Below are 14,497 nucleotides of genomic sequence, written 5' to 3'. Positions count from 1 at the left end.
CGGACTGGGAATCCCCAGCGACCGCTGGGAGGATAGCGCCATGCCTGCCGAGTCCACCTCCGCGCCCTCAGCCGTCGATACCCGGACGGATGCTCCGCCCCGGCGACGCATCACCGCGGAGCTGCTGATCGTGTTCGGCCTCTCCCTGGGGCAGTCGGCCGTGTACTCCATCGTGAGCCTGGCCGAGAAGCTGACGCGCGGACCCCTGGCGGCGCAGACCACCACCCTGAACCCGGTGCTGAACGACCGGCCGTACTTCGATCTGACCTACCAGGTGCTGGGGATCGTCTTCGCCCTGGTGCCCGTGGCCCTCGTCCTGTTCCTGCTCAGCGGGCACGGCGTTCCGGCGTTCCGGCGCCTCGGGCTCACGCTTGACAGGCCCCTGCGCACCATCGGTCTCGGGATCGGGCTGGCGGCCGTCATCGGCGTCGGGACCCTCGGGGTGTATGCCGGCGGGCGGGAGCTCGGCATCACGACGGCCCTCGTCCCGGCCGCCCTGGACGCCTACTGGTGGACCGTCCCGGTCCTCGTCCTGTCGGCCGTCCGCCACGGGGTGCTGGAGGAGGTCCTCGTGGTGGGCTACCTCTTCCTCCGCCTGCGCGAGCTCGGCTGGTCCACGCCCGCCATCGTCCTCACGAGTGCCGTGCTGCGGGGCAGCTACCACCTCTACCAGGGGTTCGGACCCTTCGTCGGCAACGTGCTGATGGGCCTGCTGTTCGCCTGGTTCTACACGCGCACGCGCCGCGTCCTGCCGCTCGTCCTGGCGCACGCGCTCATCGACACGGCGGGCTTCGTGGGATTCGCGCTCCTCGGACCCGCCATCGGGATCGGCGGATGAATCGGGGGTGAATCGGCCGACGCCTCGGCCCACGAACTGCCCAGGGAAGGCTCACCTACGCTGATTTGCGCGCGAAAACCGTGACTAAATTATCGGCCGACCGCGGTGTTACCGTGATGTCCACCAGCACAACGGCGGCTCCGCCCCGGGGCTCCACCGGACCAGCCAGGAGGAATCATGAGCGTCGTCACCAGTGTCTCTGAGTGCAGTGTCCACAACTGTTCGTTCAACCACGAGGGCTGCACCGCCGTCGCGATCACAGTGTCCGGGAGCGAGGAACACGCGTCCTGTGCCACCTTCATCGACACCTCCATCAGTGGCGGCCTGCCGAAGATGCTCGCACACGTGGGCGCGTGCCAGCGCTCGGAGTGCACCTTCAACCACGACCTGCTGTGCGGCGCCCCGGCCGTCAAGGTGGGCCCCGGCGCCGACGCCGCCGACTGCCTCACCTACACCCACGCCTGACGGCGCCTCCGCCCGAGGCGCGGCAACAGGAAAGGGCCGGACGATTGTCCGGCCCTTTCCTGTTCAATTCTCAGCGACGTCAGATCTCGATGCGGCCGTCGGCGGTCTCGAAGGTCACGGACATGATGCCCGGAGTGCCGTTCGGGGCGATCCACTGGACCTTCACGCCGTCGAGCGTCTCCTCGACATCGGTGCCGAGCCACTCGGTCACCCGTTCCGACGAGCCCGCGATGGTCAGGCAGGCCAGTTTCACCGATGCCGGGCGCGCCTGGGAGGGGTGCAGGGCCTCGGTGCCCTCGTCCCAGCGGAGCAGGTAGGGGACCTGGGGATCCGCGATGAGCCCCTTGATGCCGATCTGCTGCCACGTCAGTTCCTGGCCGTCGGGGAACTTGCGGTTGCCGGGAACCGCGCTGCGGCCGAGGCGCTCCTCGAACGGGGCGAGGTCGTCCACGGCGACGCACCAGCCCATCCAGCCTCCGCCGGCCTCGGAGCGCGCGCGCACGGCCTGACCGAAGGGAGCCTTGGTCGACGCGGGGTGGTCGAGGACCTCCACGACCTCCAGGTACTGGCCGTTCACCAGGGGGAAGATCATGTTCCGGGTGCCGAAGCGCGGGTGCACGCCACCCTTCACGGGGTCCATCCCGAGGTTGGCCGCGATCCGGTCGGCAGTCGCAGCAAGTCCATCGGGTTCGCAGGCATATGAGACATGGTCCAATCGCATGCGGTTATCTTGGCACTAAGTGATGCACGTCTCGACTAAGGCTCGCCTTACTCCTGCTGGTCCTCCGATCGCGTCCCCGTCGCCCCTCCGCAGGCTGCTTCACGAGAGGTCATCCGGCTTGCCGGATCCGCTCCGATGGGTTTTCATGGGTGCAGGTCATGAGTGCCAGCACGAAGCCCCGGCTTGCTGGCCGGCAACCCTCCAACCGCGGTGGGGTGCCCCGGGTGAAGACCAGGTTCGGCGCTATTCCGGCGCCGTGCAAGCGCGGGCTCCTGCGGGAGCCGGTCTCCTGGAGCGGCACGCACCGGCCGGAGCACCGGACCAGGCGGGGCCCCTTCCGACAGGGAGCACCATGTCCAACGATTGGTCTTTCGAGACACGCCAGATCCACGCCGGCCAGACACCGGACGCAGCCACGGGAGCGCGTGCGCTGCCTATTTACCAGACGTCGTCGTTCGTCTTCCCGAGCGCCGAGAGTGCCGCCAACCGGTTCGCGCTGACGGAACTCGCTCCTATCTACACGCGCATCGGGAATCCCACGCAGGAGGCAGTGGAGACGAGGATCGCGAGCCTCGAGGGCGGAGCCGGCGCCCTGCTGCTCGCCTCGGGCCAGGCTGCCGAGACCTTCGCGGTGCTGAACATCGCGGAGGCGGGGGACCACATCGTGGCCAGCCCCAGCCTCTACGGCGGCACGTACAACCTCTTCAAGCACACGCTGAGGAAGTTCGGCATCGAGACCACCTTCGTGGAGGACCCGGACGACCTCGAGCAGTGGCGGAACGCCGTCCGGCCGAACACCAAGCTCTTCTTCGGCGAGGTCGTGTCCAACCCCCGGCAGGACGTCCTGGACATCGAGGGCATCAGCGCCGTCGCGCACGAGAACGGGCTTCCCCTGATCGTGGACAACACGCTGTCCACGCCGTACCTGATCCGGCCCATCGAATGGGGCGCGGACATCGTGGTGCACTCCGCGACGAAGTACCTCGGAGGTCACGGCAATGCCATCGCCGGGGTCATCGTCGATTCGGGGAACTTCGACTTCGCCCGGTACCCCGAGCGGTTCCCCGGGTTCAACACGCCGGACGAGAGCTACCACGGACTCGTCTATGCGCGGGACCTCGGTGTCGGCAGCGCACTCGGCGCGAACCTCGCGTACATCCTCAAGGCCCGTGTCCAGCTCCTGCGCGACCTCGGCTCCTCCGTCTCGCCGTTCAACGCCTTCCTCATCGCGCAGGGACTGGAGACCCTCAGCCTGCGCGTCGAGCGCCACGTGCAGAATGCGCAGGCGGTCGCCGAATGGCTGGAGGGGCACGACGACGTCGAGCGCGTCTCCTACGCCGGCCTGGCCTCGAGCCCCTGGTACGAGCGCGGCAGGAAGTACGGGCGGAACAGGGGGACGGGCGCGATCGTCAGCTTCGACATCGTCGGGGGACTGGAGGCCGGCAAGCGCTTCGTCGACGGACTGGAACTCCACTCGCACGTGGCGAACGTCGGCGACGTCCGCTCGCTCGTCATCCACCCGGCGTCGACGACGCACAGCCAGCTCGGGGCGGAGGCGCAGCTCACCGCGGGCGTGCGTCCGGGTCTCGTCCGCTTGTCCGTGGGCCTCGAGAACATCACCGACATCCTCGCCGACCTCGACGCGGGGTTCCGTGCCGCCAAAGGAGTCTAGCCCTTCGTGACCACCTACCCTCCTGCTCCACTGCACCCCGGGATCGACGACGCGCGCCCTTCGGGGGACGGGCTCCTACGCGTCGCCCCGATCGGACCGCTGGCCCTCGAGACCGGAGGTGAGCTGCCGGACGTGCAGCTCGCCTGCGAGACCTGGGGCCGGCTGAACCGGGATGCCTCGAACGCGGTGCTCGTGCAGCATGCCCTGACCGGCAGCTCGCACGTGGCACGCGGCGCATCGGAGGAGGAGGGCTGGTGGGATTCGCTCGTGGGCCCCGGCCGCCCGGTGGACACCGACCGGTACTTCGTCGTGTCCGTCAACATGCTGGGAGGGTGCTACGGCTCGACGGGGCCGGCCAGCCTCGCACCCGACGGCACTCCCTGGGGATCGCGCTTCCCCTTCGTCACCATCCGCGACTCCGTCCGGGCCGAAGCCCTGCTCGCCGACCGGCTCGGCATCGAGCGGTGGCACTCGGTCCTCGGGGGGTCGATGGGAGGGGCGCGAGCGCTCGAGTGGGCACTGATGTACCCGCAGCGGGTGGAGCGGTGCGCCGTCATCGCCTGCACTGCCGCCAGTTCGGCCGAACAGATAGCGTTCGCCCAGGCGCAGTTGCAGGCAATCCGGCTGGACCCCGCCTATCGCGGCGGCGACTACTACGACGGCCCGCATCCGGAGGCGGGCCTCGGTATCGCCCGGCGCATCGCCCACATCACCTACCGCTCGGAGCAGGAACTGGAAGCACGCTTCGGGCGCGCGGAGCAGGACGCCGAGCAGCCCTTCGGTGCCGTCCTGCCCGCCGAGCGGGGCCGCTACCAGGTGGAGAGCTACCTCGACCACCAGGCGGACAAGCTCGTGGGCCGCTTCGACGCGAACAGCTACGTCATCCTGACCGAGGCGCTGATGAGCCACGATGCCGCGCGGGACCGCGGCAGCCTCGACGCGGCACTGGGGGAGGCCACGGCGGAGTTCTTCATCGCCGCCGTGGACTCGGACCGACTCTACTTCCCGGAGCAGTCGGAGCGGCTGGCCCGGGGGCTGCCCGGCGAGGTGCCCGTCCACATGATCTCCTCGCCGGTGGGCCACGATGCGTTCCTGACCCAGATCCACCAGCTCGACGCGCAACTCCGCTCGGCCTTCTACGCGGGGTAGCGGTTATCGGTTGGGTTTCCCCGGACGGGCACCTAGTCTTGGAGCTAAGCCTGCTTAGCAATCGGCGGCAGGCAGGTCTGAGGTAGACGCCCGGACTCGTCGACGGAAGATGAAGGGGAGCTGTTCATGGAACTGAGCACCATTGGCTGGAACCAGGAAGCACGCGACAAGATCCTGCTGGACTCGGACCGGGCACTGCAGGGCGCGGTCCGCGAGGCGGTCGAGACGATGGGCGGCAAGTCCCGCGAGGAGGTCTACGAGTTCCTCTTCCAGAAGCTGCAGCCGCAGTTCGTCGACTTCAAGCCCGGGCCGGACCTGAGCGCGTGCGCGGACGCGGTCGCCAATGGCGAGGTCTCGCTCGACAGCTAGTCGGCGGCACCCAGCGGTACCCGTCGGCTCCTGACGCGTGGGATGACAGGGGCGACCGACCCGCGGGCCGGTCGTTCCTGTCGTCCCAGCGGGAACGACGGCGCCAGATCCCCACCGCAGGTGGCGCAGCAGCGCCGGCCGATCATGGTGCGCACCGTGCCGGGCTGCCGGGAAGGGGCGACGACGTCCTAGTCGGCAGCACCCGGCGGCATGCCCGGGCCGAAAATGGGCGCAGCCTCCGGACGCTTGGCGAACACGCCGTCGCCCGACGACTGGTGCCGGAGGCGCCGCAGGACCCACGGCACGAAGTACTCGCGTGCCCACACGAAGTCCTCGGCGCGTGCCTCACGCCACGTCCGTGCCGGGAGCTCCTTGGGTTGCAGCGGCTCGAGGGTGTGCCGGACGGCGAGGGTGTCCAGGACCATCGCGGCGATGGTGTGGTGGCCGAGCGGCGAGAAGTGCAGCCGGTCGGAGGACCACATCTGGGGGTTGACCAGCTGCCGCAGGGCCCACATGTCGGCGATCACGGCCTCGTGGCGTGTGGCGACGGTGCGCAGGTTCTCGTTGTAGATCGCGGTCTTGGAGCGGATGCTGCCGAGGACCGTCTCGCGGACGTCCGGCCCCGTGAACAGGACGACGGTGGCGCCCGAGGCGGCGAGCGTCCCGACGACGGCGTCGAGCCGGGTGGCGAGCAGGTCGGGATCACCCCCGGGACGCAGCAGGTCGTTGCCGCCGGCGGAGATGGTGACCAGGTCCGGATGCAGCGCCAGCGCCGGTTCCACCTGCTGGTCGATGATCTGCTGCAGGAGCCGTCCGCGCACCGCGAGGTTCGCGTAGGCGAAGCCGGCCTGGCCCCGGGCCAGTTCCTCGGCGACCCGGTCCGCCCAGCCGCGATTGCCCCCGACGCTCTCCGGGTTGGGATCCCCGATACCTTCGGTGAAGGAGTCCCCGAGGGCGACATACCGGTGCCACGGGTGCGGTTCGGAGTTCAGGCTCGGATCGATCATCGGGCCGTTCAGGAGGGGATCGGGTCGGCCCGGCAGGGGCGTTCCGGCGTTTGCAGAGATCACCGGGACATTCTCCCAAGGAGTGCGCCGCTCGCGCCAACGCGGCTCCGGGCCCTCGGCGGGGCGTGCCAAGATTGAGCCATGACTGAATCCGCCCGTGGCACCTCCACGTCCTCCGCCGGCGCCTGGGACCCCGTGGTCCTCTGGTCGAAGCCCGAGTCCGAGCGGGAGGGAACACCCCTGCTCGTCCTGTTCCACGGCTACATGGCCAACGAGGAGGACCTCATGGGCCTCACCGACCACCTGCCCGCCGAATTCACCGTCGCGTCCCTCCGGGCGCCCCAGGCAGCGGGACCGGGCTACTCGTGGTTCCCGCTGTCGCGGGAGGCGGACTATTCGGTGGAGCGCGTGGTGGAGAGCGTCACTGCTGTGTCCCGCTGGCTCGACGAGGTCCGCGGACGCCACTCGAGCGTCAGCATCCTCGGCTTCTCGCAGGGCATGGCGGTGGCGACCTCGCTCCTGCGTCACCGGCCCACCGACTTCGCCTGCGTCGTCGGCCTCTCCGGATTCGCCGTGCCGTCGGAGGGCCACGAGTTCTTCCGGGACGACGAGGCCGCGGCGGCGCCCGTCGAGTTCTTCTGGGGGCGCGACCAGGAGGACCAGGTCATCCTGCCCGAGATGATCGACTTCACCCACGCCTGGCTGGTCAAGCACACGAAGCTGACGAAGATCCTCTACTCGAACATGTTCCACAGCATCAACCTGCGGGAACTCGCCCATGTCCGGGAGTTCCTCACGATGACGGTCCTCGGCCGTCGCTGACGCCGAGCGGACCATACCGGTCCGGTACCGGATGGGTACCGCGGTGGCTGCGGCGGCCGGTGCCGGCCGGTGCTGGCGGGTGGGTCGGAGGGGAGTGCTAGGCGCGCGTGATGCGTACGGACTGCCCGTTGACGCTGACCGTGTCGCCGGGATGCAGCTGGCGTCCGCGGCGCTCCTCGATCTCGCCGTCGACCTGGACCAGTCCGTTGTCGATCAGGGCCTTGGCCTCGACACCGTCCTCCGCGAGCGAAGCCAGCTTCAGGAGCTGCCCGAGCCGGATCATGTCGTCCTGGATGGGGAGTTCGGTGGGTGCGTCGTCGGTCATGCACTCCATTCTGCCCGACACCCACGCCGGACGGGCATGCCCGGCACCGGCTACTAGGCTGTACGGGTGTCCTCTGCACCCACGCTTCCGCCTGCCGTCGGCTTTCCGCTCGCACTTGCCGCGGGCCTCGCCATTCCCGTCCAGGGCAGGATCAACGGCGCGCTGGGTGCCGTGCTCGACGACGGCATCGCCGCAGCGCTGGTCAGCTTCGGCACCGGCCTCATCGTGATGGTCGCCCTCACGCTCGTACTGCCGGGCGCACGGGCCGGCGCACGCCAGATCATCCCGTCCGTCCGTGAGCGCCGCTTCCCTCCCTACTACGTGGCCGCCGGCGCGATCGGGGCCTTCTTCGTCTTCTCCCAGTCACTGACCGTCGGCATCCTCGGCGTCGCCCTGTTCACGGTGGCGACGGTCATGGGCCAGTCGCTCAGCAGCCTCCTCGTCGACCGGGCGGGCATCGGGCCCGGGGGGAAGCGCGCCGCGACACCCATGCGGGTGATCGGCGTCGTGCTGACCGTCCTGTCCGTCATCTGGGCCGTGTCGCCCCGCTTCGGCTCCGCGGGGGAGGTCTCCACCTGGCTGGTCCCCGTCCTGCTACCTGTCGCGGCGGGGGTGCTCATGAGCTTCCAGCAGGCGATGAACGGCACGGCCGCAGTGCACTACGGCACGCCGCTCGCCGCCACGCTCATGAACTTCATCGCCGGCACGGCCGTGCTGGCCACGGCCTGGCTCATCAAGCTTGCTCTCGCGGGTCCGGGGAACCCCCTGCCGTCGGAGTGGTGGTACTACCTCGGCGGGCCGATGGGCTGTGTCTTCATCGGGCTCGGCGCCCTGCTGGTGCGCAGCCTGGGCGTCCTGATCACGGGCCTGTGCATGATCGGCGGGCAGCTCGTCGGCTCGCTCCTGCTCGACCTGGTGTTTCCCGCCCCCGGCACCATCGTGGTGTTCGCGACCGTCGCCGGGACCCTGCTGACCCTCGGCGCCATCATCCTCACGACCCTGCCCTGGCCCCGGCGCGCCCGGCGCTAGCAGGAGGCGTCCATCCCGACGGCGGTCGTCCGCTGTCGTCCGGTTCCGCTGTCGTCCGGTTCCGCTGTCGTCCGGTTCCGCTGTCGTCCGGTTCCTCGGTCGTCCGCCGTCTCCCGGCCCCTGCCGGGGTGCCGCGGAAGGCGGACCCGGTAGGCTTGCGGGGTAGCTTTCCGCCCCTGCGACAGGGGTGGCGAAGCGCCGACGCGCCCCCCACCTGCGACCGCACCCAGCGGCCTGCACAGAACTGGAGAAGAAACACCATGGCAGCAGCCAAGTCAGCACTCGACCCCATCATCTCCCTCGCCAAGCGGCGCGGCTTCGTGTTCCAGTCGGGGGAGATCTACGGCGGTTCCCGCTCTGCCTGGGATTACGGGCCCCTCGGTGCCGAGTTCAAGGAGAACATCAAGCGCCAGTGGTGGCAGACCATGGTCCGCGGCCGCGAGGACGTCGTCGGGCTCGACTCCGCCGTGATCCTGCCGCGCCAGGTCTGGGAGGCCTCCGGGCACGTCGAGGTCTTCAGCGACCCGCTCGTCGAGTGCCTCTCCTGCCACAAGCGGTACCGCGCGGACCACCTCGAGGAGGAGTACGAGGAGAAGAAGGGCCGCGCTCCGGAGAACGGCCTCAAGGACGTCACCTGCGCCAACTGCGGCACCAAGGGCCAGTGGACCGAGCCCCAGGAATTCTCCGGCCTGCTCAAGACCTTCCTCGGCCCCGTCGCCTCGGAGGAAGGCATGCACTACCTGCGGCCGGAAACCGCCCAGGGCATCTTCGTGAACTTCAACAACGTGCTGACCACAGCGCGCAAGAAGCCGCCGTTCGGTATCGGCCAGATCGGCAAGAGCTTCCGCAACGAGATCACGCCGGGCAACTTCATCTTCCGCACCCGCGAGTTCGAGCAGATGGAGATGGAGTTCTTCGTCGAGCCCGGGACGGACGAGGAATGGCACAGGTACTGGATCGGCGAGCGGCTCTCCTGGTACACCGACCTCGGCATCAACCCGGACAACCTGCGCCTCTTCGAGCACCCGCTCGAGAAGCTCAGCCACTACTCCAAGGGCACCACCGACATCGAATACCGGTTCGGCTTCACCGGCTCGGAGTGGGGTGAGCTCGAGGGCGTCGCGAACCGCACGGACTTCGACCTCTCCACGCACTCGAAGCACTCGGGCACCGACCTCGGGTACTTCAACCAGGCCACCAACGAGCGGTACACGCCGTACGTGATCGAGCCGGCCGCCGGCCTGACCCGCTCCTTCATGGCGTTCCTCGTGGACTCGTACACCGAGGACGAGGCGCCGAACGCCAAGGGCGGCGTGGACAAGCGCACCGTCCTCAAGCTGGATCCCCGCCTGGCCCCCGTCAAGGCGGCGGTGCTGCCGCTCAGCCGCAACGAGGACCTCTCCCCGAAGGCGAAGGACCTCGCGGCGCAGCTGCGCAAGGCCTGGAACATCGACTTCGACGACGCCGGGGCGATCGGCCGCCGCTACCGCCGCCAGGACGAGATCGGCACGCCGTTCTGCATCACCGTGGACTTCGACACGCTCGAGGACCAGGCCGTGACCATCCGCGAACGCGACACCATGACCCAGGAGCGTGTGTCGCTCGACCAGGTGCAGGGATACCTCGCCGCCCGCCTGGTCGGAGCCTGATGGCCCTCGAATACCGCGCCTGGCAGGAGGGCGACGACCTCGAGCTCATCCAGCTCTGGGGCGGCCCGGAATCGGCCGCCGCCGAGCAGTTCCGCGGGTCCTTCCGCACGCCGTCGGACAGTCCGTGGAACCGGTGCATCACCGTGGTGGACCAGGGCATCCCTGTCGCCGCCGGCTGCGTGTACGGTGCGGCACTCCACCCGGACCGCCTCTGGTGCTACATCGAGGTCGCCGCGGACCACCGCCGGGCGGGCATCGGGTCGACGCTCCTCACCATGCTCCAGCACGAGGCGGCCGCGTCGCCGTCGGGCATCACCGCCCTGCGGTCCAAGGTGACGCCGGGGACCACCGGCGCGGCCTTCGCCGGGGCCACCGGCTTCACCGCCCTGCAGCGCTCGCGGCTCGTCGTCATCGCGCCGGGTGCACTCGCCGCGCCTGCCTTCGACGACGCCGCGGGGCCCCAGCTGGAGGAAGCGGCGACCGGATCCGTGGAACTGACCCGGGCGCTGGCCTCCTTCTACGAGTCCGTCCACGGGTGGGACCGGGCGGACCTCAGCCTGGGCCGCGCCCAGCAGCTGTTCCTCGGGGACGCGAGCGGAGCAGGCGGAGCGATCGTCCTGCGGGACCGGCCCAAGGCCGACGGCGGGGCCATCGCGGCCTTCGCGGTCAGCTACACGCAGGCCCGGACCGACGACCCCGCGGACGTCCTGCTCGGCTACGACACCACCCTTGCGCCGCAGGAGCAGCAGGCGGCCGTGGCCACCATCATCGCGATGCTCGTGCACCAGTACCCCATCCAGCTCGAGGTGGACGACTCCATGGAGGCCCTGGTCGCCGTCGTCGAACCCCTGCTGGCCACCGGTGCCGCGCAGCTCGCAGGACCCGAGACACTCGTCGTCGCGACCGCCTGAGACCGGCGCCCCGCAGGCGTTCCGCTGGGCGGCGTCAGCCGCGGTCGTGCCGGCCGGCCTTCCTGTCGGCGACATCCGCGGCGTCGCGCTCCTCGTCGGTCATCGCCCCGCCGCCCAGCCGTGCGGGCATCCACCAGGCACCCGGTTCGGGTGTCAGGGGGAAGTCGGCGATGCAGGTGTCGATGCCGTCCTGCAGTTCCCGGCGCAGCTGCTCCGTCTCCTCGACGACGTCGAGGCCGGGGGCGTGACGGATCGGGGGGCTGACGTGGACGCGGACGGGCGCCCTCCAGGCGCGCCTGAGGGAGAACCCGTGGCCGCGGCTCAGCAGCCGGTGGGACCCCCAGACGGAGATCGGGATGACGGGCACGCCGGCTTCGGCCGCGAGCCGCACGGCGCCGGTCTTCAGCGCACGGACGTTGTAGCTGCGGGACACGCCCGCCTCGGGCAGGATCGCCACGTACTCGCCGGCGCGCAGCTTCGCCAGAGCGTCGTCGTACGCCGGAGCGCCGGCCTTGCGGTCCGTGACCACGTGTCCGAGCCCGAACACGAAGGGGCTCACGAACCAGTGGTCGGCCGCGCGTTTCGAGATCATGTAGCGTGCTTGGGCGCGGGCGTGGTCCCACAGGACCAGTTCGGCGAACGCGAAGTCGAGGTAGCCGAAGTGCGTGATCGCGACGACGGCGCCCGACCCCGGGACCGCGCGGCGGGATCTCCCGGACAGCGGGTCCGGCGCCGGGAGGTTCTCCGTCCCGGTCACCGTGACGGGCAGTCGCAGTGCGGCGAAGAACGCCTGGCCCGCGTGCACCACGAACCGGTACATGCGGTCGTTCTGCCGTGGCTTCCATCCCATGCCCGGATCCCTCTTCCTGCCCATCGGTTCCTGCCCCTCGGCGCGAGCGGGAGGACCCCGCCCGTGCTGCCTGCTTCCCGTGCCCGTTCTCTTTGTACCCGTTACGTACCCCGACCGGCCGGACCTACGCCGTGGCAATCCGGTGTTTTCCGCAGGCGCCCCCGAGGCAGGCGCTCCCGGAGCAGGCGCCCCATCGGACAGCCGGCCCTCAGGCGGTGATCCCGAGCGGATCAGGAGCGCGGTAGAGCGCGGCGGACCGCTCGAGGAGGCGGGCGTCGACCGCGGCGCCGGTGTCCTCCGCGAAACGGCGGAGCAGGAACGACGTGCTCAGTCCGTGCCACACCCGGACGGTGCGGAACATGAAGTGACCGGCCCGCACCATGCTGACGTAGTGGATATCCGCCACGACACCCTGGGCCCGGCGGGCGAAGGACAGGGACTCCGTCGGACTCGTCCACCGGTCGGCATCCCCGTGCATGATGAGGACGCTCCGGCCCCGCACCGGTTCCACCGGGCTCGCGGGCGCCAGCCAGGGCGCGAGGGCCGCCACGGCCCGGACCTGCGGATGACCTGCGGCGTAGAGCGCCGAGAGTCCTCCCATCGAGTGCCCCAGCAGGTAGACCGGCACCGACGGGTGCTGCGCCGCGATGCGGTCGAGGGCCCACCGGGCGTCCGTCAGGGCCGACTGCTCCGCGCCGTTCCAGCCCCTCACACGATTACGCAGCGTCCAGACGGCCAGACCGTGCGCCGCGCCGCCCGCCGCGAGGCGTGCCGCGAAGGGACGCATGCGCAGGGGACTGAGGTGCTGGGGCTGCACGGGGTCGAAACTGTCCGCCCGGCCGCCGTGCAGGACCAGCGCCACGCCCCGTACGGTTCCCGTCGCACCGCTCACGGTGGCTACGGGATCCCGGCCCCCTGCCGACGATGCATCCTGTGCCATGGACCGTCCCTCTCCGCCCGGAGGCCTGTTCCTGCTCCGACGCCCTGCCGGCATCACCCGCGGGCATCACCGTCGGGCCTGCCCTGCCCGGTGGCTCCCAGCATGCCCTGTCCTCGGCCGGCCGGGTGCTCCCGCGAACCGTGCGGCGCGTTCGCACGATCGCACGCATTCCTGCGTAGAATCCGAGAGGTGCGCCGCGGTCCTGGTGCCGGTCCGGTCCGCTACCCGTCCCGCACGACGTCCGGCACGACGTCACGCACGGCAGGATGTCCGGCACACATCGTCCGACCGCCGTCCGACCCGAGGGAAGTCCGTGGGCACCAGCCACCTCCACCCGACCGAGAATCGGGGGTCGTCCGTGATCGCCACGCGGCGACGCGCCACCCTGCTGCTCTCGGCGATCCTCGTACCCGTCGGGGTCATCACCCTCATCGCCATGGTGCTCCTGTGGCCGGACGGGGACCGCGGGTCCCTCTCGGTCACCGATCCCTACGCGACGGCGGAGGGGGTCAGCTTCGACCGCGGCACCGTCCGTGAGGTCCGGGAGGGTGAATGCCCGTCGTCGCAGGCGACGGTCGACGCCGGCGGCACCGCGCTGACCTGCACGATCGCGGACACACAGCCCGCGGACGGGGGAGACGTGATCGCCGTGGAGGTGACCCCCGAACTCGCGAAGACCGACGCGGTGGAGGCGGGCGACGAGATCCGCTACCTCGACCTCTCCACCGTGATGCAGGGCAGAGCGGCACCGTACGTGTTCGTCGACTTCGTGCGCTCGGTCCCGATCGTCGCGCTCGCGGTCGGATACGCCGTCGTCGTCATCGCGGTGGCCCGGTGGCGGGGACTCCGCGCCATCATCGGGCTCGTGGGCGCCCTCGTCGTCCTGGCCCAGTTCATCCTCCCCGGCCTCGTGGAGGGCCGGCCGCCCCTGCTGCTCGGGCTCGTGGGATCCGTGGTGATCATGTACGGCGTCCTCTACTTCGCGCACGGCTTCTCCGCCCGGACGTCCACCGCCCTGCTGGGAACCGTCGTCGGCCTCGGGATCACGGCGGTCCTCGCGGCCTGGGCCACGGATGCCGCCCACCTCACCGGCGTGGGCGACGAGAACGCCTACACCCTCGTCAACGCCTCGGACGGGCTCTCGATCTCCTCGATCATCCTCTGCGGCCTCATCATCTCGGGCCTCGGCGTCCTCAACGACGTGACCATCACGCAGTCCTCGTCCGTCTGGGAGCTGTACGAGCTCGCACCCGAGACCCCGGGCCGCAGGCTCTTCTCCTCCGCGATGAGGATCGGCCGCGACCACATCGCCTCCACGGTGTACACGATCGCCTTCGCGTACGCAGGGGCGGCGCTTCCCGTCCTGATCCTCGTCTCCCTCTACGACCGCGCCCTGATCGACACCCTGACCAGCGGCGAACTCGCCGAAGAAGTGGTGAGGACGCTCGTCGGCTCGATCGGTCTCGTCCTGGCCATCCCGCTCACCACCGCAGTCGCCGTGCTCGTGGTCAAGGCGGTGGGCCCGAAGGGCACGGGCGGGCGCGACGACGGCGGCAGCGGTGCGACGACGGCGGAACCCTCCGGTACCCCGGGCACCCTCGCCCCGGGTGCGCGGCTCGTGGCACTCGGCGGGCCCAGCGCCCGGCTCAGGACGGAGCCGGACGCATGACCAGCGCCTGGCGCAAAGCCGGCCGGGAGCGTCGGCGCGCAGCGAACAGCGACGCCGGATTTGCGGCGCCTTGCGACAATG

Annotated in this window: 15 protein-coding genes and 1 riboswitch; of the genes, 10 read left to right on the top strand and 5 right to left on the bottom strand. The window is 70.3% G+C overall.

Annotation, left to right across the window (positions count from 1 at the left end):
- The first annotated feature begins 40 nt into the window (after positions 1-40).
- On the top strand, positions 41-838 hold the full coding sequence (locus ACX80J_RS10975; protein ID WP_459347787.1) for a CPBP family intramembrane glutamic endopeptidase: 798 nt from the start codon (positions 41-43) through the stop codon (positions 836-838).
- Between the two features lie 177 nt (positions 839-1,015).
- Positions 1,016-1,303: a DUF1540 domain-containing protein gene (locus ACX80J_RS10970; RefSeq protein WP_087072076.1), complete on the top strand. Its 288-nt coding sequence runs from the start codon at positions 1,016-1,018 to the stop codon at positions 1,301-1,303.
- 79 nt (positions 1,304-1,382) lie between these two features.
- Here the strand turns inward: ACX80J_RS10970 and ACX80J_RS10965 are convergent, their stop codons facing one another.
- Positions 1,383-2,024, bottom strand: a complete 642-nt coding sequence (locus ACX80J_RS10965) for a VOC family protein (protein ID WP_459345756.1) — start codon at positions 2,022-2,024, stop codon at positions 1,383-1,385.
- A gap of 154 nt (positions 2,025-2,178) precedes the next feature.
- A riboswitch (SAM riboswitch) is annotated at positions 2,179-2,295 on the top strand.
- A gap of 81 nt (positions 2,296-2,376) precedes the next feature.
- On the opposite strand from ACX80J_RS10965, the gene ACX80J_RS10960 reads away from it, so the two are divergent.
- The 3 genes from ACX80J_RS10960 to ACX80J_RS10950 all read left to right on the top strand — a co-directional run bounded on the left by ACX80J_RS10960 (position 2,377) and on the right by ACX80J_RS10950 (position 5,214).
- Entirely contained in the window at positions 2,377-3,696 is a 1,320-nt protein-coding gene (locus tag ACX80J_RS10960) for a bifunctional o-acetylhomoserine/o-acetylserine sulfhydrylase (RefSeq protein ID WP_459345757.1), read from the top strand.
- Between the two features lie 42 nt (positions 3,697-3,738).
- Positions 3,739-4,845 (top strand): homoserine O-acetyltransferase MetX, encoded by a 1,107-nt coding sequence (gene metX, locus ACX80J_RS10955; RefSeq protein WP_459347914.1) that lies wholly within the window; start codon positions 3,739-3,741, stop codon positions 4,843-4,845.
- 126 nt (positions 4,846-4,971) lie between these two features.
- Positions 4,972-5,214, top strand: coding sequence for a hypothetical protein (locus ACX80J_RS10950; RefSeq protein WP_301229893.1), 243 nt, complete (start codon positions 4,972-4,974; stop codon positions 5,212-5,214).
- A gap of 188 nt (positions 5,215-5,402) precedes the next feature.
- Here the strand turns inward: ACX80J_RS10950 and ACX80J_RS10945 are convergent, their stop codons facing one another.
- Positions 5,403-6,221, bottom strand: a complete 819-nt coding sequence (locus ACX80J_RS10945) for an SGNH/GDSL hydrolase family protein (protein ID WP_459347913.1) — start codon at positions 6,219-6,221, stop codon at positions 5,403-5,405.
- Between the two features lie 141 nt (positions 6,222-6,362).
- Between ACX80J_RS10945 and ACX80J_RS10940 the strand changes: the two genes are divergently transcribed.
- On the top strand, positions 6,363-7,043 hold the full coding sequence (locus ACX80J_RS10940) for an alpha/beta hydrolase (RefSeq protein WP_459347786.1): 681 nt from the start codon (positions 6,363-6,365) through the stop codon (positions 7,041-7,043).
- Between the two features lie 97 nt (positions 7,044-7,140).
- Here ACX80J_RS10940 and ACX80J_RS10935 read toward each other — a convergent pair whose 3' ends face one another.
- Positions 7,141-7,368 carry an RNA-binding S4 domain-containing protein gene (locus tag ACX80J_RS10935; protein ID WP_459347785.1) on the bottom strand — a complete coding sequence of 76 codons (228 nt, stop codon included), beginning with the start codon at positions 7,366-7,368 and terminating at the stop codon, positions 7,141-7,143.
- A 66-nt stretch (positions 7,369-7,434) separates the two neighbouring features.
- Between ACX80J_RS10935 and ACX80J_RS10930 the strand changes: the two genes are divergently transcribed.
- The 3 genes from ACX80J_RS10930 to ACX80J_RS10920 all read left to right on the top strand — a co-directional run bounded on the left by ACX80J_RS10930 (position 7,435) and on the right by ACX80J_RS10920 (position 10,957).
- Entirely contained in the window at positions 7,435-8,397 is a 963-nt protein-coding gene (locus ACX80J_RS10930) for a DMT family transporter (RefSeq protein WP_459347784.1), read from the top strand.
- Between the two features lie 260 nt (positions 8,398-8,657).
- On the top strand, positions 8,658-10,046 hold the full coding sequence (locus ACX80J_RS10925) for a glycine--tRNA ligase (RefSeq protein ID WP_459347783.1): 1,389 nt from the start codon (positions 8,658-8,660) through the stop codon (positions 10,044-10,046).
- Positions 10,046-10,957, top strand: a complete 912-nt coding sequence (locus tag ACX80J_RS10920) for a GNAT family N-acetyltransferase (RefSeq protein ID WP_459347782.1) — start codon at positions 10,046-10,048, stop codon at positions 10,955-10,957. The genes ACX80J_RS10925 and ACX80J_RS10920 overlap by 1 nt, the downstream gene beginning before the upstream one ends.
- Before the next feature lie 34 nt (positions 10,958-10,991).
- Here the strand turns inward: ACX80J_RS10920 and ACX80J_RS10915 are convergent, their stop codons facing one another.
- Both ACX80J_RS10915 and ACX80J_RS10910 read right to left on the bottom strand, forming a co-directional pair.
- Positions 10,992-11,807, bottom strand: a complete 816-nt coding sequence (locus ACX80J_RS10915; protein ID WP_459347781.1) for a lysophospholipid acyltransferase family protein — start codon at positions 11,805-11,807, stop codon at positions 10,992-10,994.
- Positions 11,808-12,015: 208 nt separating this feature from the next.
- Positions 12,016-12,747, bottom strand: coding sequence for an alpha/beta fold hydrolase (locus tag ACX80J_RS10910; protein WP_459347780.1), 732 nt, complete (start codon positions 12,745-12,747; stop codon positions 12,016-12,018).
- A 313-nt stretch (positions 12,748-13,060) separates the two neighbouring features.
- Between ACX80J_RS10910 and ACX80J_RS10905 the strand changes: the two genes are divergently transcribed.
- Entirely contained in the window at positions 13,061-14,416 is a 1,356-nt protein-coding gene (locus ACX80J_RS10905) for a YibE/F family protein (protein WP_459347779.1), read from the top strand.
- Positions 14,417-14,497 lie beyond the last annotated feature (81 nt).

This window comes from Arthrobacter rhamnosi (assembly GCF_054510975.1).
Note: the sequence above shows the minus strand (reverse complement) of the source record. Positions and strands in the feature narration are given on the sequence as shown.